Source organism: Micromonospora sp. DT44 (genome assembly GCF_049841635.1).
Taxonomy (GTDB): domain Bacteria; phylum Actinomycetota; class Actinomycetes; order Mycobacteriales; family Micromonosporaceae; genus Micromonospora.
Genome location: NZ_JBNCKS010000031.1, coordinates 47089 through 67779, shown reverse-complemented (window position 1 = coordinate 67779; position 20691 = coordinate 47089). Strand labels below are relative to the sequence as shown.

Sequence of the window (20691 nt, the reverse complement as noted above, 5' to 3'; positions counted from 1 at the left end):
GGCTCCGGCCCGCCGCCGTGGGTGAGGATGGCGGCTATGCCCGCCCCCGAGGAACGCCCCGACCCCGTCGGCACCGTCTATGGCGGCCGACGCCGAGCCAGCTCGGGCCCGCTGGCCGACCCGCTGCTGCGGGTGGCGTTGGCGGTCGGGCTGGTGGGCGTACTCCTCGGTGTGGTCTTCGCCACCGGCCTGCTCGACGGTGACGACGAGCCGGTGGTGCCGGCGGCCGTCGGCACGCCGTCCAGCGCGGCCGAGCCGACCATCCCGGCGGCCGCGCCGACCCCGACGCCCTCGGTCGAGCCGTCGCCGACCCCGTCGGCCACCCCGGCCGTTCCCACCAGCGGCGCCCACGTGCTGCGGTCGCCCTCCGGGCTCTGCCTCGGGCTCGACGGCGACGGCGAGAAGGCCGAGGCCGAGCTGGCCGCCTGCACCGGCGGCCCGGAACAGCAGTGGGTGGTCAACCCGGTCGCAACGGGAGCGGTGACGCTGACCAACGCCGCCCACGGGCAGTGCCTCGATGTCGAGGGCGGCAGCGGTGACGACGGCGCGCGGCTACAACAGTTCCCGTGCCACGGTCAGGCCAACCAGCAGTGGGGGCTGACCCCCACCGGCGCCGGCCCCCTGCTGCTGGTCGCGGTGCACAGCGGTAAGTGCGCGCAGGCCGACGACGACGGCGTCGAGGCCGGGAAGGACATCCGCCAGCGACCCTGCGACGGCCGGCCCGCCCAACAGTGGACGGTGGGCTAACCCCGGAAGCTCCATGCCCTGGGTGCGGTCGCGGCGACGAGGACGGCCTCCGACACCGGTCGACCCGGCCTGCGGCTCAGCAGCAGCGACAGCCCCGCCGCGCCGATCGACAACGCGCCGGCCACGTACCAGGCCATCGCGTAGTCGCCGAGTCGGTCGCGGACGAGCCCCGCGCCGGTGGCGGCGAGCGCCGCTCCGAACTGGTGGGCGGCGAACACCCAGCCGAACACCACCGCGCCCGCGCCACCGAAGTACTCCCGGCACAGCGCCACGGTCGGCGGCACCGTGGCCACCCAGTCCAGGCCGTAGAAGACGATGAACACCAGCATGCTCGGCTCGGCGGTACCCGCGAACAGGCTGGGCAGCACCAGCAGCGACAGCCCGCGCAGCGCGTAGTAGGCGCCGAGCAGCAGCCGGCTGTCCACCCGGTCGGTCAGCCAGCCGGAGGCGATCGTGCCGACGATGTCGAAGAGCCCCACCAGCGCGAGCAGTCCCGCCGCCGTGGTCTCGGTCATGCCGTGGTCGTGCGCGGCCGGCACGAAGTGCGTACCGACGAGGCCGTTCGTGGTCGCGCCGCAGATCGCGAACCCGCCGGCCAGCAGCCAGAACGGTCGCGTCCGGGCCGCGGCGGCCAGCGCGCCGAGCGCCCGCGTCGCCGCGCCGCCGGTCGGCGGCGGCGCCGCGACGACCTCGGTCGCGCCGTAGGCGGGCAGGTCGAGATCCGCCGGGTGTTCGCGCAGCAGCCACACCACCAGGGGTACGACAGCCAGGGCGGCACCGGCCACGACGAGCGCCGCCGTGCGCCAGCCCTGGTCGCGTACCAGCACGGCGATCAGCGGCAGGAAGATCAGTTGCCCGGCGGCCCCGCCCGCAGTGAGCACGCCGGTGACCAGGCCCCGACGGCGGACGAACCAGCGCCCGGTGACGGTCGCCACGAAGGCGAGCGCCATCGAGCCGGTGCCCAGACCGACGAGGACGCCCCAGCACAGCAGCAACTGCCAGCTCGCGGTCATGAACACCGTCAGACCGCTGCCGGCGGCGACCAGCAGCAGCGCCACCGAGACGACCCGGCGGATGCCGAACCGGTCCATCAACGCGGCGGCGAACGGCGCGGTGAGCCCGTAGAGGAGCAGGTTGACCGAGACGGCCGCGGAGATGGTGGCGAGCGGCCAGCCGAACTCCGCGTGCAGCGGGTGCAGCAGCACCGACGGGGTGGCGCGGAACCCGGCCGCGCCGACCAGCGCCACGAAGGCGACGGCGGCGACGAGCCAGGCGGGGTGCAGGCGACGATTCTTGCTCACGCGACCAGTCTGGGGTGCACCCGGCACCGCGACGAGTGGCCGGAAAGCCATCATGCGCAATAATCGGGCCATGAGCAGTGGCCCGCACCGGATCGCCGTCCTCGCCCTCGACCACGTCGTCGGCCTCGACCTCGGCACCCCGTCCCAGGTCTTCAGCACCGCCCGGGGCGCCGACGACGCGTACCGCTACGACGTACGGGTGTGCACCCCCGGCGGCAGGCCGGTCCGCAGCACCGCCGGCTTCCAGGTGCTCCCGGACCACGGGTTGGAGCTACTCGACACCGCCGACACGGTGATCGTCCCGGGCATCCACGACGGCGCCCTGCTGACGTCCGGCACGGTCGAGCCGGAGGTGGCCGAGGCGCTACGGTCGGCGTACGAGCGGGGCGCCCGGATCATGTCGATCTGCACCGGCGCGTTCGTGCTGGCCGCGGCCGGCCTGCTCGACGGACGCCGGGCGACGACCCACTGGGCGTACGCCGAGCAGTTCCGCCGCCTGTACGGCCGGGTGGACCTCGACCCGGACGTGCTCTTCATCGTCGACGACCGGGTGTTCACGTCGGCCGGAGTGGCCGCCGGCATCGATCTCTGCCTGCACGTCATCCGCCTCGACCACGGCAGCGAGATCGCCAACCGGGCGGCCCGACGCTGCGTGATGCCGCCGTGGCGCGACGGCGGGCAGGCGCAGTACATCGAACAGCCGGTGCCGAAGGCCACCGACGCGAGCACCGCCAGCGCCCGGGAGTGGGCCCGACAGCGCCTGCACGAGCCGATCGCCCTGCGCGACCTCGCCGAGCAGGCCCGGATGAGCGTCCGCACCTTCACCCGACGTTTCCGGCTGGAGACGGGACTGAGCCCCGCGCAGTGGCTGCTGCGGCAGCGCACCGACCACGCCCGACTGCTGCTGGAGACGACCGACCTCACCGTCGACCAGATCGCCCGCCGCTGCGGCTTCGGCACAACCGCCGCCTTCCGCCAACAGCTCCACCAACGCATCGGCGTGGCCCCGTCCACCTACCGCCGCACCTTCCACCCCCGCGAAGAGCTGACCCGCGCCTGACCCCCGCGATCTTGCACTTACTGTCGCCGAGATGCCCCTTACGCGGGCCTTTGTCGCCGCAGAAAGTGCAAGATCGACGAGGTCCGTGGGGTGGGGTCACACGCGGAGCAGGTGGAGCTGGGCCTGGTGTTTGGGGAGGTGGACCCTTGCGTGCAGGTCCAGCGTGCGGGACCAGGGCAGCGGCTCGTCGACGATCAGGTCGAAGCCCTCGCGCAGGTGGGTCTCCACCGGCGCCTCCGCCGCCAGGCCGAGTTGGTCGACCAGCCCGCACAGCCGTTCGCTGGTGCTGTGCAGCAGTGCCGCAAGCCCGCGCAGACCCCCCTGCTCGGCGGCCAACGCGTCGAGCTGCGGACGGTGAATGTCCTCCTCCAGCTCGTAGTAGGCGAACGGCGACCCCGCGAGCAACGCCTCGCTGGCCTGGATCATCAGCTCGTCGTTGGCCACCAGGTGCGCCACGATCTGCTCGGCGCTCAACTGCCCCCCAGGGGCAGGCCCAAAAGAGACCCCGTCAATCTCCCCAAACACCCCGACATAAGCCCGCCGCAACCCACCACTCGCCGCCACCACACCCCCACCCCACAACCCCACCCCGTCGATCATGGGGTTGTGGTGCCCGATTCACCCGGACGAGCGGCATTTGCCACCCACCACAACTCCATGATCGACGGGGCGGTCGGGAAGGGCGTTCAGCGGCGGGACTGGCGGGAGCGGAGGTAGTCCGAGACCACGTACTCGCCCAGGTCGTCCGTGTCGGGGGTGAACATGCGGCCACGGCTGCGTCTTGCCACCGCGTCGATGAAGCGCCGCAGGCCCTCGTCGTCGCCGAGCATGAACAGGTTGAGGGTCGCACCGTAGCGGCTGAGCCGGTCCACCTCGCGGACCGTCGCCTCGATCGTCTCCGGCAGCGGCGGCCAGTGGAACAGCGCCTCCCCGTCGTCCGGATCGAGGTGGGCGGTCGGCTCCCCGTCGGTGACCACCAGCACCACCGGCTCGGCATCCGGATGGCGGCGCAGGTGCCGAGCGGCCAACCGCAGCGCGTGTTGCAGGTTCGTGCCCTGTTGCAGATCCGGCTCCACCGCCGCCAACTCCTGCTGGGTGAGCGTCGTCGCCTCCCGACCGAAGCCCACGATCTGCAGGGCGTCCTGTGGAAAACGGGTCTCCATCAGGTGCGCCAACGCCAGCGCCGTCTGCTTCATCGGCCCCCAACGACCCTGCGAGATCATCGAGTACGACAGGTCGACGCACAGCGCCACGGCCGCCGAGGCACGCTTCTCGGTCTCCACCACCTCGAAGTCGTCCGCTTCGAGTTGCAGCGGAACCGTCGGCCCGGCCCGGCGTACCGCCCGGGTGAGCGTGCGGACCACGTCCAGCGGCTGCTCGTCGCCGTACTCCCAGGGGCGGGACGCACCGCTGACCTCGCCGGCCGCACCCGCCGAACGCAGGTCGTGCTGACCGCGCGGACCGGCCGTCAGGTCGGCGAAGACCCTCCGCAGCGCCGTACCGCCGAGCCGGCGCAGGGCCTTCGGGCTGAGTGTGAGCCCGTCCGCGTCCCGGCCCACCCAGCCCTGCCGGCGCAGCTCGCGTTCCAGCTCACGCAGCCGGCGGACGTCGTCCGCCGCGTCCCGGCCCAGCGTCCGGGCCACCGCGTCGACGTCCACGTCGTCAAGCGTGGCCCCCGGGTGCTCCTGATCGAGCTGGTCCAGCAGGTCGTCCAGCTCGCCGATCTCCCCGAGCGCGCCCGCCGCGTCGGCGTAGTCCAACGGCTGGTCGCCCCGGACCCGCTCGCCGCGCCCCCAGCGCAGATCCGGCCGCAACGCCCGCAGGTTCGCGTCAAGCGCCGACAGCTCACTGGCGAGCCGGTCGCCGAGGGACTGCTGCATCAGACCGGCCAGCTCGGCGCGCTGCCGCTCGGACAGCGAGTTCATCAGCCGCTCACCGGCCGCCGAACGGCGGGCCAGCACGTCGATCAGCTCGTCGACCGTCTCCGGCTGCTCGGGGAAGAAGTCGCCGTGCCGGCGCATGAACTCGGCGAACGCGTCGGCGGTGTCCTCCGCGCGGCCGTGCCGGGCCAGCAGGTCGTTCAGGTCCCGCATCATCTCGCCGAGCCGCTGCTGCGCGGCCGGATCGGCGGACGCGCGCACCGCGTCCCGCAGGCCCGCGAACCGCTGACCGAGCACGTCGTCCCGGAGCTGGTCGAGAATCTGCTGGTACGAACGACGGGCGTCCTCGCTGGCCCACTGGTAGCCGGACAGCTCCTCCACCGCCCGGGCCGTGGAGCGGGGCAGATTGTCCAGCACCGACTCGGCGAACCGCGCGCCGTCGTCGTCGCGGCTCCGCAGCTCGTCACGTTCGGCGGCGAGAGCCTGGTCGAGCAGGGCCTGTGCGCGGGTCACCGCGCCGTCGAGATCGCCGCGACGAAGCGCCTCGCGGCGCAGCCGTCGCGCCCGCGCGGCCAGGTCGTCCAACCCGCCCCGCCCCTGCGGGCCACGGCGCAGCAGATCGCGCAGCGCCTGCCGCAGGCTGCCGCCGGCCAGCACCTCGGCGCCGACCGCGTCCACCGCCTCGCGCACGTCGTACGGGGGTGCCAGCGGATCGGGCCCGCCGTTCCACTGGCCGTACCGGAACCGGTTGCCGGCCACAGTCAGCCCCGGCCGCCGTAGACGGTGCGCCCGGACTCGGTGACGTCCTTGCCGAGCCGGCGGGTCAGGTGCAGCCCTTCCAGCACGAACTCCACTGCCCCGGCGGCCTCCTCCGGGGTGGGCGCGTCGCCCAGGCCGAGCCGGTCGAGCACCTTGGCCAGACCGGGCACCGTGCCCACCTGCCGCAGCAGCTCGGCGGAACCGACCAGCTCGCCGGTCTCGATCGCCGTCCCGTCCTCGACGAGGGCGGTGAACCCGGACAGGTCCAGCCCGGCCAGGTGGGCGCGGAACGTCTCGGCGGTCGCGGTCCGCAGCAGGTGAGCCAGGACTTCGATCTCCCGCCCCTCCTCGCCGCTCTCGAACTCCACCTTGCCGCGCAGCGTGCTGGTCACCGACACCGCGTCACCGACCCGGGCCACCGCGGCCTCCGGCCGACCGTCCGCGTCGTCGGAGGCGGCGAGCAGGCCGGCACGACGCAGCGCGGCACCGGCAACCGTCTCGGCGGCGGCGATCGCGAACCGGGCGGAGACTCCGGAGCGCGGGTCCACCGACGGGGATTCCCGCACGGCGCGGGCGAAGCGGGCCAGCACCTCCAGCACGTGCTCGGGGACGGCCCCGACCAGGTCCGCCTCCTGGCGGATCAACGCCAGCTCCAACTCCAGGTCGACCGGATAGTGGGTACGGATCTCCGCGCCGAACCGGTCCTTGAGCGGGGTGATGATCCGACCCCGGTTGGTGTAGTCCTCGGGGTTGGCGCTGGCCACCAGCAGCAGGTCCAGCGGCAGCCGGAGCTGGTAGCCACGGACCTGGATGTCGCGCTCCTCCAGCACGTTGAGTAGCGCCACCTGGATGCGCTCGGCCAGGTCGGGCAGCTCGTTGACGGCGAAGATGCCCCGGTTGGTACGCGGCACCAGCCCGAAGTGGATGGTCTCCGGGTCACCGAGGGTGCGGCCCTGGGCGATCCGGATCGGGTCGACGTCACCGATCAGGTCGCCGACGCTGGTGTCCGGGGTGGCGAGCTTCTCGCCGTAGCGCATCGAGCGGTGCAGCCAGCCGACGGGCAGGTCGTCGCCGGCCTCGGCGACCTGGGCGACCGAGGCGGGGGTGAGCGGGTGCATCGGGTGTTCGTTGAGGACCGAGCCCGCGATGACGGGGGTCCACTCGTCGAGCAGCGAGCCCAGGGCGCGGATCAGTCGGGTCTTGCCCTGGCCGCGCTCGCCGAGCAGCACCATGTCGTGCCCGGCGAGCAGAGCACGCTCGACCTCGGGCAGGACGGTGTCGTCGTAGCCGACGATGCCGGGGAAACGGGTCTCGCCGGAGCGCATCCGGGCGAGGAGGTTGTCGCGGAGTTCCTGCTTGACGGTGCGGTACTGGTGACCGGCCGCCCGTAGCGCGCCGAGCGTGCCGGGCAGGTCGGCCGGTGGAACCGGGATTACCGGGGTAGGCGCAGTCACCCGAGTAACGCTAGCTCACATTTTCGGGGGCGCCTCCGGGTTCGGGTGGCACCCCCACGGCCGCCCTCAGCCCCGGCCGCAGCGCCGGCAGGCGCCCCGGCGGCGCAGGTGGTACGCGTACGTCGCCGCGCCGAGCGCCACGCCCCACACCGGCCAGAGCAGCATCGGCGCTCCGGTCAGGCTGGTCCCGCCGGTGAGCTCCCAGAACTGGGGGTTGCTGAGCAGGCCGAGGCTCGCCGCGGTGACGGAGATGGCGACCAGGGTCGCCGGCACCACGGCCAGCTTCACCGGCACCCGACGACCGGGAAGCCAAACCATCCAGCGGGGGAACCGCTCACCCCAGCGCTGCACCAGCCCGAGGGTGAGGACCGCGCCGACGGTGGCGAAGGCGGCCAGCCCGAACCCGGCCCAGACCAGCCCGCTGTCCTGCATCTCGGTCAGGAACTCCCGGGAGATGCCCAGCGGGATGCCCGCCGCCCAGGCGAACCGGATCGCCGCGTACGTCACCGGAATGATCGCCGCGATGCCGGCGGCCCACCGACCCCAGCGGGCGGCGGCGGTCGGGGTGGTCCAGCCACGGTCGGTGCCGTCCCGCCCGCAGGAGACGCAGCTTCCGGCGGTACGGCGTTGCCAGGCGAGCACCGCCCCGGCCAGCAGCAGCCCGCCGAGCAGCGCGGCGAAGCGGCCGAAGAGGGCCCAGTTGAAGATGTCGGCGTAGTCGACCGGCGGCCAGCCGAACGGCGCGCCGACGATCAGGATCGGCAGGTAGCCGAGGATGACCAGCACGCGGACGTCCGGCACGACCACGGCGAGCAGGAACGCGACCGCCCAGCCGTAGCCGGCGAGCAGTGCCCGCAGCGGGCCGGGTGGGCGGACCGCCGGGCGGCTCATGGCGAGGGCGGCCACGGCGGCGGTCAGCAGGACTCCGGCGAAGAGCGGGGTGGCCACGTCCACCGGCACCAGGCGCAGCAGACTGACGTCACCGCCGTGGGGGTCGTTCGGGCCGAACGGGTAGCCGGCGCCGGTGAGCATGCCGAGCAGGGCGAGTACGCCCCACAGGCCGAGCCAACCGGCGGCGAGCGGGGCGAGTCGGTCGGGCCAGCGGGATTCGGTACGGGCTCGAAGGTCATTGATCGTCGTCATGCTCTCAGCGTCGACCGATCGGCGACCGGTTCCCTCCCGGTCGGCGGTGAACCCGCTCCCCCGGCCGAGGGATCAGCCGGACGGGGTGACGAAGCCGGACTCGTACGCGGCGATGACCGCCTGGGTACGGTCGCGCACGCCCAGCTTGGCCAGCACGTTGCCGACGTGCGTCTTGACCGTCTCCACCCCGACGACCAGGTGCGCGGCGATCTCCGGGTTGGACCGGCCGGTCGCCATCAGCCGCAGCACCTCGGCCTCCCGCTCGGTGAGGCGTGCGGCTTGCAGGCGGTCCCCGCCCACCGGCCCGTACGCCCCGACGAGCTGGCGGATCGCCGCCGGGAACAGCAGCGACTCCCCGGCCGCGACGACCCGGACCGCCTCGACGACCTCCGCCGGGCGGGCCCGTTTGAGCAGGAAGCCGGACGCGCCGGCGCGCAGCGCCTCGTAGACGTACTCGTCGTTGGCGAACGTGGTGACCACCAGCACCCGGGGCGGGTCGGCGGAGGTGGCGAGCAGGTGCCGGGTGGCCTGGATGCCGTCGATGCCGGGCATCCGCACGTCCATCAGCACCACCTCCGGGCGGTGCCGGGCGACCAGGGGCGGCACCTCGGCCCCGTCGGCGGCCTCGGCGAGCACCCGCAGATCCGGTTGCGCGTCGATGATGGCTCGCAGCCCGACGCGGATCAGCTCGTCGTCGTCGACGATCAGCACGCCGGTGGTCATCGGGCGTCCTCGTACGGCAGGCGGGCGCGGACGAGCCACCGGTCGCCGTCCGGGCCGACGGTGAGCCGGCCGCCGAGCAGCAGCACCCGTTCCCGAATGCCGTCCAGGCCACGCCCACCCCGCCCCGGATCGGAGCGGCGCTGTCGGCCGAGGGCATTTTCCATCTCCAACTCCAGGGCATCGCGGTGCAGGTCCAGCCGCAGTGTCACCGGCCCGTGGCCGTGACGGGCGGCGTTGGTCAGTCCCTCCTGGACGATGCGGTAACCCTCCCGTGAGACGACCGCGGGCACCGCCGTGGGATCGCCGGCGCGGCTGTCGTAGACCGTCAGCCCGGCCGCCCGAGCATCGGTGACCAGCCGGTCCAGGTCGGCGAGCGTGCGCTGGGGCGCCACCGAGGGCCGGCCGCCGCCGGTCTCGCGGAGCAGCCCCAGGACGTGGTCCAGCTCGTCCATCGCGGTCCGACCGGCGTCCTCGATGGCGGTCAGCGCGCGCCGGACGAACTCCGGGTCGGTGTCCAGTACCTCGCGGGCCGCCCCGGCCTGCAGGGTCGCCACGGTCAACGCGTGACCGACGGAGTCGTGCAGTTCGCGGGCCAGCCGGTTGCGTTCGGCGAGCCGGGTGGCCCGCGCCTCCAAGGCGGCGATCCGCTCCGCCTGCGCGGGGCCGAGCAGCACCGGGGCCATCGACACGGCGAGCGCGCCGAGCCCGGCCACGGCGTAGCCGAGGCCCACCAGCAGGGCGACCCCGGCCAGCGTGAGCCAGCCGCTGTCCCGACCGTCCAGCGGCCCGAACCGTTCCCGGCTGGTCAGCTCGTCGCCCACACCGAACTGCTGGGCGATGAACGCCAGCGCCATCGGCAGGGCGCTGAACAGCGCGGTCATCACCAGCGCGCCGACGATGAGGTGCGTGGCGATCCAGAGCGCGCTGCGCAGGCGGCTCTCCCGATCGCCCCGGTGCCCCGGCGCCGGGTCGGGCAGGTCGACGCCGAGCAGCGCCCGGACGGCGGCGATCTCCAGGGCCCGGCTGCCGTCCAGCAGCAGCGGCACCACGGCGATCAGCGCCGCGACCACCAGCAGGACGTACACCAGCGGGCGGGGGATCTCCGAGTCGGTGAGCATCTGCGCGAAGGTCACCGCGAGGACACCGTACGGCAGGGCCAGCACGCCGCCGAGCAGCAGGAACACGCCGCGTCGCCAGGTACTGCCGGCGACCAGCGGGGCCAGCGCCGCGCGGAGGGTCATCCGGTCATTCTGCTGGCGTGGACCGGGTGCGCGACTCCCCCGCGGCGGGGAGATCTCAGCGGTGGTCGGCCACGTACCCCTGCGGGTCCTTGTCGCGGAACGGCAGGTCGCGGCCGTTCTTGTGCTCGCCGTAGAAGGTCAGCCAGCGCTGCCCCAGCTCGGCCCGCAGCTCGAAGCCGGCGTGCCGGCGAAAGTCGGGCAGCGCCTCGTCCTCCTCCTCGGCCAGGTGCTCGCTGTTCTCCCGGCGGGCCGTACCGACCGCCTCCCACCAGGGCTTCGAACCGACCGGGTGCAGTTTGGACTCGGCGATGGCGTCCCGGATCTTGTTGTGGTCGCCGATCGCGTCGGCGGTCTCGTCCTCGCCGTCGTCGCCGTGCTTGACCAGGTGCGGGTAGAGGATCGCCTCCTCCGCCTCGGCGTGGATGTCCAGGTGCAGGGCGAGGGCGTCCCAGATGGCCAGCAGTTCCTGCTCGTCGCGGGCGTCGTCGAGGCGGGCGAAGCCGCGCCGGAAGGCGGCGTGGTCGTCCAGGATCAGTGCGGTGATGTCGTCCACGTCGCTCACTTTCCGCGGTGCTGGGCCGGTCGTCGGGTCGAAACTACCCCGATGTCCGGCTTTCCACGCCCGATCTCGGGCACGCCGGACCGGGGCTAGGCTCATGATCGTGACCTACCTCGCCGCGGAAGACCGCTACGACACCATGACCTACCGGCGCAGCGGACGCAGTGGCCTGCGGCTGCCCGCCGTCTCTCTCGGCCTGTGGCACAACTTCGGCCCGGACCGCCCGTACGAGCGCCAGCGGGACATCGTCCGGCGCGCGTTCGACCTCGGCGTCACCCACTTCGACCTGGCCAACAACTACGGCCCGCCGCCCGGCTCGGCGGAGGAGAACTTCGGCCGGATGCTCGCCACCGACCTGAAGCCGTACCGGGACGAGCTGGTCATCTCCAGCAAGGCCGGCTACCTCATGTGGCCCGGCCCGTACGGCGAGTGGGGCTCGCGCAAGAACCTGATCTCGTCGTTAGACCAGTCGCTGGGCCGGATCGGCCTCGACTACGTCGACATCTTCTACTCGCACCGGTTCGACCCGGACACTCCGCTGGAGGAGACGATGGGCGCGCTGGACGCCATTGTCCGCTCCGGCAAGGCCCTCTACGTGGGCATCTCCAACTACAACTCGGAGCAGACCGCGAGGGCCGCGGCGATCCTGCGCGACCTGGGCACGCCGCTGCTGATCAACCAGCCGTCGTACTCGATGCTCAACCGCTGGACCGAGGACGACGGCCTGCTCGACACGCTGGAGCAGGTCGGCGCCGGCTGCATCGCGTACAGCCCTCTCGCGCAGGGTCTGCTGACCGACCGCTACCTCAAGGGCATCCCGGCCGACTCGCGGGTGCGGACGAGCGTCTTCCTCAACGAGAGCGACCTCGGTGACGAGAAGATGGCCACCATCCGAGGGCTCGGCGCGGTCGCCGAGCGGCGCGGTCAGTCCCTGGCCCAGCTCGCGCTGGCCTGGGCGCTGCGCGATCCGCGGATGACCAGCCTCATCATCGGGGCGAGCAGCGTCGAGCAGTTGGAGACCAACATCGCCGCCGTGCACAAGCTCGATCTCGACGCCGAGGACCTGGCCGAGATCGACCGCCTGCTGGGCTGACCGCCGGACCACGGGCGGGTCGGGTCACCAGATCCGGCGCCGCCCGGCCCGGTGGTTGCGCACCTCGCACCGTGGTCCCGTCGGCGCGACGGTGTCGCGCCGACGCCGGCCCACGCCGAGCAGTACCGCCAGGACCAGCACGACGGCCGCGCCGGCCAGCACCGGCCACCGGCCGTCGAGGTTGCGCACCGACGCCACCGGCACGCCCGGGTCGGCCGCCGCCGCCACCGCCGACTCGCTGGCGACCGGCCGGCTCGCGGGGGTACGCGCGGAGGCCTTCGTCGTGGCGGCCCGCTTCTCGGTGCCGGGCGGGGCCGCGAAGACCACGTCGGAGCAGGAGTAGTAGGTGTCCGGGGTGTTGGAGTTCTGCCAGATCGTGTAGATCAGGTGACGGCCGGTGCGCCCCGTGGGCAGCCGACCGGCCAGTTGGTACGCGCCGGCCCGCACGGGCGGGTCGGTTCGCGTCAGGAACGGACGCGGCTCCAGATCCGCCCAGGTCAGCCGTTTACTCGGGTCGTAGTCGGGCGTGGTGACGTAGAGCCGGAAGGTGCCCCGGTGCTCGATGGTGGTCCGGTACCGGAAGGTGAACGTCGCTCCGGTGGTCAACCGGGTGCTCGGCCAGTCGGTCCGGGGCAGGTCCAGCCCCCGGTACGCGGAGAGCCCTCCGCTGCACAGCTCCCCGTCCGGGATCCGTTCCCGGTCCCGACCGTTGATGGCCGCGACGCGTACGTTGTCCCATTCGCGCACCGCCGCGCCGGCCGCCACGGCCGCCCGGCAGGCGCTGGTCGACGCGTACCGGCCCTCGGGTCCACAGGCCGCCGCCCGGCTCACCGGGTCGGTGGGGGCGCCGTGCGCCCAGGCCGGCGCCGCGCCCAGCGGTGCCGCCGCCACGGCGACCAGCACCGTGACGAGCATCCGACGCACGCTCATGGCTTGACCTCCCGGGCAGTGGTACGGGCGCGGAAGGTCAAAGGTTCGACGCCCGGGGCGCGGGAATCGCGCGGCGGTCCCCGGCGTTCCGATAACCGGTACCGATACAGGCCAGACCCCCAGGCCGAGGAGGCAGACATGAAGGTACGTAGCTCGTTGCGTTCCCTGAAGCAGAAGCCCGGTTCGGTGGTGGTCCGTCGTCGCGGCCGGGTGGTCGTGGTGAACCGCGCGAACCCGCAGTGGAAGAGCCGTCAGGGCTGATCAACCCCTTACCGGACATATTGTCGAGAACGCCCCGACCGGGACCATCCGGTCGGGGCGTTTCGCCGCGATGCGGACCGGTCGATGGCATCATGCCCCTTGATCAAGCATGTTCATCGATCGAGGGGGCGACGGTGCACGGAGCAGAGAGAACAGCGATCCGACGGCGTACGCGACAGTTCGCCGCCGGTGTGGTCGGCGTGTTGGCGGCCCTGGCGGCCGTGCCGGCACCCGCGTGGGCGGCCACGTGGTCGCCGATCCAGGTGGCGTCGGAGGCCGGTTGGGACGGGCAGGACCAGCCCTTCGTCGCGGTCGACCGGCAGGGCGACTCGTTGCTCGCCTGGGCGGGCTGCGACAACAACGCGAGTAGCTGCTACCACCAGGTGAAGGCGCAACTCGTCCCGGTCGACGGCACAGCCGGCCCGGTCCAGACGCTCTCGCCGCTCGGCGCGTCCGCGTCCTGGCCCAAGATCGCGTCCGACGACGACGGCGACTCGGCCGTGGTGTGGTCACAGGACGGCCTCGTGGCCGGGCGCCGCGTGTCCGCCACCGGCGAACTGGGTCCGCTCCAGATGATCGCCACGTGGCACGGGATCAGTCCGGCCGTCGCGGTCGACCCGTCGGGCCTGGCGCTGGTCACCTGGATGGAGATCCGCGACGGCGCGTACACGACGAAGGCCCGCTACTTCGGCGCGGACAGCTCCCTCGGCCCGGAGCTGACCCTCGGTGTCGGTGAGGACCAGCCGGTCGTGGGCGTCGACCGCACCGGAACCGCGGTGGTCGCCTGGACGGAGAGCTACGAGCGGGTCGTCGCGCGCCGGGTCCGCCCGGAGGGGGTCGCACCGCTGCGCGTCATCGCCGGGCGGGCCACCGACGTGCGGTACGCCAGCGTCTCGCTCACCGTGGACCGGGACGGCGACGCGGTGATCAGCTACCGGTGGTCCAGGGCGGGCGAGCCGCCCCGCCTGCGGGCACGGCACTACAGCCACACCGACACGTTGGGCAGCGTCCTCAGCGTCTCGCCCGCCGCCCACGAGCTGAGCCTCTTCGACGAACTCGACGGCGATCTCGACGGCGACGCGGTGCTGACCTGGGGCCGCTGGACTCCCGAGGGTATCCAGGTCTTCGCCCGCTCGATCTCCTCCACCGGCATGCTGGGCACGGTCACCCGGCTCGGCGTCGGCGACTGGCCGAAGATCACCCTCGACGACGACGGCGACGGCCTGGTCACCTGGCAGGCTTTCGGTCGGGACGTCGCCACCACCCAGGTGCACGCCCGGACGATCGGCCAGGACGGCGCGTTCGGGACCGACGAGATCGTCGCCCCCGACGGGCGGTACGCGCAGCCGGCGTCCAGCCCGACCGGCCGCTTCTCGGTGATCTGGCAGAAGGCGTCCTACGAGTACGACATCCGGGCGCGCTTCGGCCAGTAGCGGCGGCAGGCAACGAGACGCCCGGACCGGCGAACCGGTCCGGGCGTCCTACGCTTCGCGCTACCGGAGCTGTCGGAGCTGACTCTTGTCGGGTTTGCCGCTGGCGGCGAGCGGGACCCGGTCGATGACCGTGACGGTGCGCGGCACCGCGAGGTCGCCCACCTGTACGGCCACGAGCTTGCGCAGCAGGTCCGGATCGGGTGTCCTCCCGGCGGCCGGCACCACGAAGGCGTGCACGGCCTCGCCGGTCACCTCGTCCGAATCGCCGACGACGTACGCCTCGGCGATCGCGGAGTCAGCGGCGAGCGCCCGCTCCACCACTCCGGCGTGGACCAACTGCGCGTACACGATGATCACGTCCCGCGTACGGCCGAGCAGCCGCAGGTAACCGTCGGCACCGAGCTCCCCCAGGTCTCGGGTCCGCACCCAGCCGTCCACGAACACTTCGGCCGACTCGGCCGGGTCCTGCCAGTACGACGATGCCTGCGCGGGTGTGCGGACGTAGATCTCCCCATCGCGAAGAGCGACCTCGACGGCCGGACGTCCGACGGTGGCGAGTGTGGCGGGGTCGCTCAGCATCTCGGCGGGGGTCACCATCGCGATCATCGACGTCTCGGTCTGGCCGTAGCCGTGGAAGAGCACCGGACCCAGCACGTCGAGCGACTCCGCCAGTCGGCCGGGCGCGAGGGGCGACCCGGAGACCATCAGCGCCCGCAGGTGACGCAGGTCCACCGGGTGGGAGCGCTGGTCCCGGATGAGCTGGTGCAGCTTGCCGACCGTGATCACGCTCGCCGTGGCCCGGTGCTCGACCAGGGCGTCCGGGAAGACCGGTCGGGGCGCCACGACGAGGGTGCCGCCCGCCACCAGGGCGAGGATGCCGTACTCCAGCATCACCTGACTCGCCAGCGATCCGAAGACCAGGTAGCGCTGCATCCGGGTGGCCAGGTCGGCGACGGCCGGGGGCCACCGGTCCGGGTACGGGACCCAGGACGCCGACATGGCGGCGTAGGTCTGCACCACGCCCTTGGGTGTCCCCGTACTCCCGCTGGTCCAGATGATCCGTGCGGGATCGTCGGCCCGTCCCGCCGCGACGAGTGGCAGCCCGTCGTCAGGCTGCTCGGTGAACGAGGCCAGCCGAGTCGGGTCGACCACGAGGGAGCCGGACAGTTGTGCCGGGCTCAGGTCCGCACGCCACCCGGACACCCGCGCGCCCACGGCGAAGGCGGCAACCGTGGCGGCGAAGGCCGCGGCGGTGACCGGCAGGTCGAGCGTGACACCCACGCCCGGCCCCGCGCCGCACGAGCGCAGCCCGGCCGCGATGCGCCGGATCAGACCCGCCATCTCCGACGCGGTCGTGACGACCGGCCCGTCCTCGAAGACCGGCCGCTCTCCGCCGGCGTTCAGGAGGCCGAGGACGGGCTGCGGCCAGACGTCACCGGGCATCGGCGAGGACACCCTTGACGAAGACCTCGAGGGGCTGCCGATGCACGGTCGGCAGGTCCCACGTGTTCTCCAGGTTCTCGGCCAGGTGGTGCTCGGCGACGACCTGCCCGTCGCGCCGCACCCGCACCACGGGGTGGAGATAGCTGGCGTCGTGCGCGGCATTCGCGTCGTTCTCGGCCGGACGCGGCACGCTGATGTCGAACGGGTCGACCTGGTCGTGGTCGGGGCCGTACTCGAGGGTGACCACCAACGCGAACGCGTCCGGCTCGGCGTCCCGCAGATAGGCCACCGGCACCTCCTCGCGGTACCTGGCGGCCTCGCCCTCGACCATGATCACGTCGCCGAGCACCGAGAACTGCTGCCACAGCGCCGACGTCACGTTGATCCGGGCGATGATCGAGTCGGCGATCGCCTCCGGCGTCAGCGCGATCTGCCGGGACGGCCAGGGCTGCCCGTGGTGCCGCTCGCGGAGGATGTGGTGCAGTGCCCGGGTGGCGTAGCGGAAGCCGTGGATGAAGCCGTTGGTGGACTTCTTGAAGTCACGTTGCTGGCTCAGGGTGCCGGCGAAGTAAAGGCCAGGAACGTTCACCGACTCGAACGCCGCGGTCTGCGCCGGGAACCGATCGTTGATGGCCAGCTCCGGCCGGGCCGACTCGGCGAAGAGGGACGCGTCGAAGCGGAACCCGGTGCAGAGGATGACCCGGTCGTACTCGATCTCGCGCAGGTTCTCGACCGTCCGGGCGTACCGGAAGAGCACTCGGAATCCGCCGTCCTCACGCCGGCCGATGTGCTCCACCGTGCCGTCCAGAACGGCGTTCTGCGACTTCAGCTGGTAGGTGTCCAGGAAGTTGTTGTTCACCGCGCGCAGGTGCCCGACGTAATGGGTCTGCCAGGCCAGCTTGATGGAGTGCGGCCCGGCGACGTGAATCGTCGCGGCGGTCTCGATCAGCGCGTCAGCGGTCTCGAAGGCCGAGTTGCCCTTACCGACGATCAACACCCGCTGGTTGACGAAATCGGCGGGGTCGACAGAGACGGTGTCGTAGCGCTCGGCCAGCTCCACGCCCTCGATCGGCGGCACGTAGAGCTGGGAGACGCCGGTGGCGACGACGACTCGGCGGGCCTTGAAGACCTGGTCACCGGCCTGCACCGTGAACACGTCAGCGGTCTTGGAGACCGCCGTCACCCGGGTGTCGTAACGGACGCGCAGACCTTGCGCGAAGTCGGCGAGATAACGCACCAGATCGCCAGCGGCGGGGAAGTAACGCGTGCTGTAGTTCTTGAACAGCAGCGCCGGATCGTCGGACAGCAGCGAGTTCCAGTCCGACCGTAGATTGAACTCGGGGTCCTCCGAGCCGGTCCACACCTTGTTGATTGAGATCAACTGGCGGTGCCGGGGATAGGTCTCGAAGAACATGCCCGGACGGGGTCCACCCTCCAGCACCACGTAGTCGTGACCGTCGCGCTCGAGCAGGGCCGCGAGCTGCAAACCCGCCGGCCCGGCTCCGATGATCAGGCAATCGTGCGTCATGCGGGGAAATGTACTGAGGCGATTTCAGAGCGCTCTGAGAAACTGTTTCTAGCATCCGCTTCCATGACGATTCAGGTGGATCTGGCAGCACCGCTGCACCCCGCCGACCTGCGCCTCGCGGCCGGCCCGGTCACGCTCGTGATCAGTGACGAGGTGCGCGCCCGGGTGACGAGCGGCCGGACGTTCCTCGGCAAGGCACTCGGCGACGACCGGGCCATCTACGGCGCCACCACCGGCTTCGGGGCGCTCGTGGGGTACGCGGGCCGAGCCGACCAACGCGACCAGGCCGACAACACCCTCGCCCACCTCGGCGCGGGTCAGGGACCCGACCTCGCCCCGGATGTCGTACGCGCGACGCTGCTGGTCCGTGCCTGGTCCCTGGCCCGGGGCGCGTCCGGGGTCTCGCCGCACGTGATCGACGCGCTCGCGGCCATGCTCGGCACGACGTTCACGCCGGCGATGCCCCGGCTCGGCTCGGTGGGCGCCAGCGGCGATCTGATCCCGCTCGGTGCCGCCGCCCAGGCGCTGCGCGGCCGTGGACACGCCTATGTGGACGGCGTCCGGATGCCCGCCGGGGACGCGCTGACGAAGGCTGGGCTGGAGCCGCTGCCGCTCGACGGCCGGGACGCGCTCGCGCTTGTCAACGGCACGTCGCTGACCACCGCGGCGCTGACCCTCGCCCTGGACCGGGTCCGCGCCGCGCACCGTGTGGTGCAGATGCTGACGTGCCTCCTCGCCGACCTGCTCGGCAGCGACCCGCAGTTCCTCGACCCCGCCCTGCTGGCCGCCTACGGTCACCGGGGTGCCATCGACGTGGGCGCCGCGATGCGGGCGACCTGCGCCGGACTGCGGCCGTCCGGCAGCAGACCCCTGCAGGAGCCGTACAGCATCCGCTGCGCCCCGCAGTTGCTCGGGGCGGCCGAGGACGCCCTGCGCTATGTGGACGGCGTCGTGGCGGCCGACCTCGGCGGGGTGAGCGACAACCCGCTGTTCTTCCCGGACGACGACAAGGTCGTGCACGGGGGAAACTTCTTCGGTCAGCCCGCCGCCTTCGCCGCCGACGTCCTGTCCATGGTGATCGCCCAGATCGGCAACCTCGCCGAACGCCAGCTCGACCTGCTGGTGGATCCGGGTCGCAACGGCGGACTGCCACCGATGCTCGCGGCGGGGCCGGGGCAGCAGCACGGGCTACAGGGCGTCCAGCTCGCGTCGACGGCGCTCATCACCGAGATCCGGCGGGACACCGTGCCCGCGAGCGCCCAGAGCCTCCCCACCAACCTGCACAACCAGGATGTCATCCCGCTCGGCACGCAGGCCGCGCTCCGCGCTCTGGACCAGGCGGAACTCCTGCGCCTGATCACCGGTTCGCTGGGGCTGGGGCTGCGTCAGGCGGTGCACGTCGGAGCACGCCGTCCCACGGCGGCGGGCTGCGACCGCGCTCTCCGGGCCCTGGAAGAGGCAATCGCCCCGATCGATCCGGACCGACCACTCGACGGTGACGTGCGAACGGCGGTCGCGATTCTGGAAGAGCTTGAAAAATCTCTGATTTCCCGCTCGTACGGTGAGCGCCGTGATGCTTGATTACCTGATCATCGGGGCCGGGCCGGCCGGTCTTCAGCTCGCAGCCCTGCTCGAGGCCGACGGCAAGCGCGACTATCTGGTGCTGGAGGGTGCCGACGGGCCGGGGGCCTTCTTCGCCACCTATCCGCGACACCGGACACTCATCTCGATCAACAAGCCGCACACCGGCACGGACGATCCTGAACTGAATCTGCGGCTCGACTGGAACTCCCTACTCACCGACGATCCGGCGCTGCTGTTCACGCAGTACACCGAGCGGTACTTCCCGGACGCCGACGTGATGGTGCGGTACCTCGCCGACTTCGCGGCGAAGACGGGCGTCAAGGTCAGGTATGGCACCCGGGTGACCCGCGTGTCCAAGCACGACGACGTCTTCACGGTCGAGGCCAGCGACCAGCGCTGGGAGGCCCGTGCGGTGATCGTCGCCACCGGCGTCTCGAAGACCTACGAGCCGGACATCACCGGATTCGAGCTGGCCGAGTGGTACGACGTGATGAGCGTCGAGCCGCGTGACTATCTCGACCAGAAGGTCCTGATCATCGGCAAGGGCAACTCCGCCTTCGAGACCGCCGACAGCCTCATGGAGACCACGACGCTGATCCACGTCGCGGGGCCCAGCTCGGTCCGGATGGCGTGGCGTACCCACTACGTCGGGCACCTGCGCGCGGTGAACAACAACTTCCTGGACACCTATCAGCTCAAGTCCGCGAACGCGATCCTCGACGGCACGATCAAGAGCATCGAGCGCGACGGTACGGGCTACAAAGTCACGTTCAGCTTCTCCCGGGCCAACGAGGTCGTGAAGGAGCTGTACTACGACCGGGTGTTGGCGTGTACGGGATTCCGGTTCGACGCCTCGATCTTCGACGCCTCGGCACGGCCGCAACTCGCCATCAAGGACCGGTTCCCGGCCCAGACCGAAGCGTGGGAGTCGGTGAACGTGCCGGGGCTGTTCTTCGCCGGAACGATCTCGCAGGAACGCGACTTCAAGAAGTCCACGAGCGGTTTCGTGCACGGCTTCCGCTATGCCGTACGCGCTCTGCACCGGATCCTCTCCCGCCGGTACGACGCCACGGACTGGCCGTCGGACAAGCTCGCCGCCGAGCCGGCGGCCATGACCGCGGCCGTCATCGCAAGGGTCAACCGCAGCTCGGCCCTGTGGCAGCAGTTCGGGTTCCTCGCCGACGTGCTCACCGTCGCCGGAGACGAGGCCCGGTACCACGAGGAGGTGCCGGTGGACTACCTCGTGTCGACGGGCCTGCACACCGCCGACCACGAGTACGACCAGGCCTTCGTCGTAACGCTGGAGTACGGGCCCGATCACGACCAGGTCGACCCGTTCGACATCACCGTATCCCGGGTCGCTCAGGATGTCGTGGGGCAGGCGCACGACGCGGCGTACCTGCACCCGGTGGTCCGTTACCACCGCGAGGGCCAGTTGATCAGCACCCACCACCTCGCCGAGAACCTGGAGAACCGGTGGGATCGGCCTGACGTCCACGTTGGGCCACTCGAGGAGTTCGTCCGCCGCTGCCTGTCCGGTGCCAAGGGCTGA

General features: G+C 72.0%; 18 protein-coding genes. 7 read left to right on the top strand and 11 right to left on the bottom strand.

The window, feature by feature from the left end; all coding sequences use genetic code 11:
* The first annotated feature begins 36 nt into the window (after window positions 1-36).
* On the top strand, window positions 37-747 hold the full coding sequence (locus ACLQ25_RS18990) for an RICIN domain-containing protein (RefSeq protein WP_425732168.1): 711 nt from the start codon (window positions 37-39) through the stop codon (window positions 745-747).
* On the opposite strand, the gene ACLQ25_RS18985 is transcribed toward ACLQ25_RS18990, so the two are convergent.
* Window positions 744-2099 carry an MFS transporter gene (locus ACLQ25_RS18985; RefSeq protein WP_425732167.1) on the bottom strand — a complete coding sequence of 452 codons (1356 nt, stop codon included), beginning with the start codon at window positions 2097-2099 and terminating at the stop codon, window positions 744-746. The two genes, ACLQ25_RS18990 and ACLQ25_RS18985, sit on opposite strands and share 4 nt — an antisense overlap.
* Window position 2100: 1 nt before the next feature.
* Between ACLQ25_RS18985 and ACLQ25_RS18980 the strand changes: the two genes are divergently transcribed.
* Complete coding sequence (locus ACLQ25_RS18980) at window positions 2101-3108, top strand: GlxA family transcriptional regulator (RefSeq protein WP_425732166.1); 1008 nt, start codon at window positions 2101-2103, stop codon at window positions 3106-3108.
* A 96-nt stretch (window positions 3109-3204) separates the two neighbouring features.
* On the opposite strand, the gene ACLQ25_RS18975 is transcribed toward ACLQ25_RS18980, so the two are convergent.
* From ACLQ25_RS18975 to ACLQ25_RS18945, 7 genes are all read right to left on the bottom strand, one after another.
* Window positions 3205-3708, bottom strand: a complete 504-nt coding sequence (locus tag ACLQ25_RS18975) for a hypothetical protein (protein ID WP_425732165.1) — start codon at window positions 3706-3708, stop codon at window positions 3205-3207.
* A gap of 86 nt (window positions 3709-3794) precedes the next feature.
* Complete coding sequence (locus tag ACLQ25_RS18970) at window positions 3795-5747, bottom strand: vWA domain-containing protein (protein WP_425732164.1); 1953 nt, start codon at window positions 5745-5747, stop codon at window positions 3795-3797.
* A gap of 2 nt (window positions 5748-5749) precedes the next feature.
* The gene (locus tag ACLQ25_RS18965) at window positions 5750-7201 is read right to left on the bottom strand and encodes a magnesium chelatase (RefSeq protein WP_425732163.1); all 1452 of its coding nucleotides are present in this window, start codon (window positions 7199-7201) and stop codon (window positions 5750-5752) included.
* A 66-nt stretch (window positions 7202-7267) separates the two neighbouring features.
* Window positions 7268-8344 carry a hypothetical protein gene (locus ACLQ25_RS18960; RefSeq protein ID WP_425732162.1) on the bottom strand — a complete coding sequence of 359 codons (1077 nt, stop codon included), beginning with the start codon at window positions 8342-8344 and terminating at the stop codon, window positions 7268-7270.
* Between the two features lie 72 nt (window positions 8345-8416).
* Entirely contained in the window at window positions 8417-9067 is a 651-nt protein-coding gene (locus ACLQ25_RS18955) for a response regulator transcription factor (RefSeq protein WP_425732161.1), read from the bottom strand.
* The gene (locus tag ACLQ25_RS18950; protein WP_396801336.1) at window positions 9064-10308 is read right to left on the bottom strand and encodes a histidine kinase; all 1245 of its coding nucleotides are present in this window, start codon (window positions 10306-10308) and stop codon (window positions 9064-9066) included. The genes ACLQ25_RS18955 and ACLQ25_RS18950 overlap by 4 nt, the downstream gene beginning before the upstream one ends.
* A gap of 55 nt (window positions 10309-10363) precedes the next feature.
* Window positions 10364-10861: a hemerythrin domain-containing protein gene (locus ACLQ25_RS18945; protein WP_357127954.1), complete on the bottom strand. Its 498-nt coding sequence runs from the start codon at window positions 10859-10861 to the stop codon at window positions 10364-10366.
* Between the two features lie 103 nt (window positions 10862-10964).
* Between ACLQ25_RS18945 and mgrA the strand changes: the two genes are divergently transcribed.
* Window positions 10965-11960 (top strand): L-glyceraldehyde 3-phosphate reductase, encoded by a 996-nt coding sequence (gene mgrA, locus ACLQ25_RS18940; protein WP_425732160.1) that lies wholly within the window; start codon window positions 10965-10967, stop codon window positions 11958-11960.
* A 24-nt stretch (window positions 11961-11984) separates the two neighbouring features.
* On the opposite strand, the gene ACLQ25_RS18935 is transcribed toward mgrA, so the two are convergent.
* Window positions 11985-12890 carry a lytic polysaccharide monooxygenase auxiliary activity family 9 protein gene (locus ACLQ25_RS18935; RefSeq protein WP_425732159.1) on the bottom strand — a complete coding sequence of 302 codons (906 nt, stop codon included), beginning with the start codon at window positions 12888-12890 and terminating at the stop codon, window positions 11985-11987.
* 138 nt (window positions 12891-13028) lie between these two features.
* Between ACLQ25_RS18935 and ACLQ25_RS18930 the strand changes: the two genes are divergently transcribed.
* Together ACLQ25_RS18930 and ACLQ25_RS18925 are read left to right on the top strand one after the other, a co-directional pair.
* On the top strand, window positions 13029-13151 hold the full coding sequence (locus ACLQ25_RS18930) for a 50S ribosomal protein L36 (protein ID WP_091591861.1): 123 nt from the start codon (window positions 13029-13031) through the stop codon (window positions 13149-13151).
* Between the two features lie 134 nt (window positions 13152-13285).
* Complete coding sequence (locus ACLQ25_RS18925) at window positions 13286-14584, top strand: hypothetical protein (protein WP_425732158.1); 1299 nt, start codon at window positions 13286-13288, stop codon at window positions 14582-14584.
* Between the two features lie 60 nt (window positions 14585-14644).
* On the opposite strand, the gene ACLQ25_RS18920 is transcribed toward ACLQ25_RS18925, so the two are convergent.
* Together ACLQ25_RS18920 and ACLQ25_RS18915 are read right to left on the bottom strand one after the other, a co-directional pair.
* The gene (locus tag ACLQ25_RS18920; RefSeq protein ID WP_425732157.1) at window positions 14645-16027 is read right to left on the bottom strand and encodes a class I adenylate-forming enzyme family protein; all 1383 of its coding nucleotides are present in this window, start codon (window positions 16025-16027) and stop codon (window positions 14645-14647) included.
* On the bottom strand, window positions 16017-17555 hold the full coding sequence (locus tag ACLQ25_RS18915; RefSeq protein ID WP_425732156.1) for an NAD(P)-binding domain-containing protein: 1539 nt from the start codon (window positions 17553-17555) through the stop codon (window positions 16017-16019). Before ACLQ25_RS18915 ends, ACLQ25_RS18920 begins: the two co-directional genes overlap by 11 nt.
* Before the next feature lie 63 nt (window positions 17556-17618).
* On the opposite strand from ACLQ25_RS18915, the gene ACLQ25_RS18910 reads away from it, so the two are divergent.
* Window positions 17619-19136, top strand: a complete 1518-nt coding sequence (locus ACLQ25_RS18910) for an aromatic amino acid ammonia-lyase (RefSeq protein ID WP_425732155.1) — start codon at window positions 17619-17621, stop codon at window positions 19134-19136.
* A complete protein-coding gene (locus ACLQ25_RS18905; RefSeq protein WP_425732187.1) occupies window positions 19129-20691 on the top strand; it encodes an FAD-dependent oxidoreductase in 1563 nt (520 codons plus the stop codon). Before ACLQ25_RS18910 ends, ACLQ25_RS18905 begins: the two co-directional genes overlap by 8 nt.